This window comes from Pseudomonas gregormendelii (genome assembly GCF_017114825.1).
In the GTDB taxonomy this organism is placed as follows: Bacteria; Pseudomonadota; Gammaproteobacteria; order Pseudomonadales; family Pseudomonadaceae; genus Aquipseudomonas; species Aquipseudomonas gregormendelii.
Map to the genome: position 1 here is coordinate 1 of NZ_JADEVO010000096.1, position 1,235 is coordinate 1,235.

Sequence of the window (1,235 nt, forward strand, 5' to 3'; positions counted from 1 at the left end):
TGTAGTGGTCTAATGAAACCGGACACCCATTTAGGCGAGAATGCTCGCCAGATCGAGGTGTCAGATGACCAAACAACGCCGTTCCTTTTCCGCTGAATTCAAGCGCGAGGCTGCCGACCTTGTGCTCAAACAAAACTACAGCTACATCGAAGCCAGCCGTTCACTCGGCATTGGTGAGTCGGCATTGCGCCGCTGGGTTGACCAGATTCAGAAAGAACATAAAGGCATCACTCCGCAGAGCAAGGCACTGACGTCGGAGCAGCAAAAAATTCAGGAGCTGGAAGCCCGGATTGCTCGGCTTGAGCGAGAGAAATCAATACTAAAAAAGGCTACCGCGCTCTTGATGTCGGAAGATCACGAGCGTTCGCGCTGATTGACCAGTTGAGCGCCCATGAGCCGGTTGATTGGCTGTGCAAGGTGTTTGACGTCACTCGCTCGTGTTACTACGCCCAGCGCCTGCGGCGCCGCACGCCCGATGTTGAACGGCTTCGATTACGTAGTCGCGTCAGTGAGCTGTTCTCGCAAAGTCGCAGCTCTGCGGGCAGTCGTAGCATTCTGTCGCTGATGCGTGAAGACGGTGAGCAACTCGGTCGATTCAAAGTGCGTAGCTTGATGCGCGAGCTTGATTTAGTCAGCAAACAACCCGGCTCCCATGCCTACAAACGAGCAACAGTAGAAAGACTCGATATCCCGAACACATTGAACCGCGAGTTCGATGTGGCAGCGCCCAATCAAGTCTGGTGCGGCGATATCACCTACATTTGGGCGCAAGGAAAGTGGCATTACCTGGCTGTCGTCTTGGATCTTTGTACGCGTCGGATCGTGGGTTGGGCGCTGTCGGAAAAGCCAGACGCTGAGCTGGTGATCAAAGCGTTGGATATGGCCTACGAGCAGCGTGGCAGGCCTTCGGATCTGCTATTCCACTCGGACCAAGGATCGCAATATGCAAGCCGACTCTTTCGCCAGCGGTTGTGGCGATACCGCATGCGCCAGAGCATGAGTCGACGAGGAAACTGCTGGGATAACGCACCGATGGAGCGCGTATTTCGCAGCTTGAAAACAGAATGGATACCGACCGTGGGCTATCGAACTGCGCAGGAAGCACAGCGCGATATCAGCCATTTTTTGATGCATCGCTACAACTGGATTCGGCCTCACCAATTCAACGAGGGGTTGGCACCAGCGCGGGCCGAGGAAAAACTTAACGTCGTGTCCGGGATTAGTTGACCACTACA

Annotated in this window: 1 protein-coding gene; it reads left to right on the top strand. The window is 54.7% G+C overall.

Annotation, left to right across the window (positions count from 1 at the left end):
- Nucleotides 1–64: 64 nt before the first annotated feature.
- A protein-coding gene (locus tag IMW75_RS26710) for an IS3 family transposase (RefSeq protein ID WP_205894305.1) occupies nucleotides 65–1,227 on the top strand; the annotation gives its coding sequence in 2 pieces (ribosomal slippage) (nucleotides 65–320 and nucleotides 320–1,227; 1,164 coding nt in all).
- Nucleotides 1,228–1,235 lie beyond the last annotated feature (8 nt).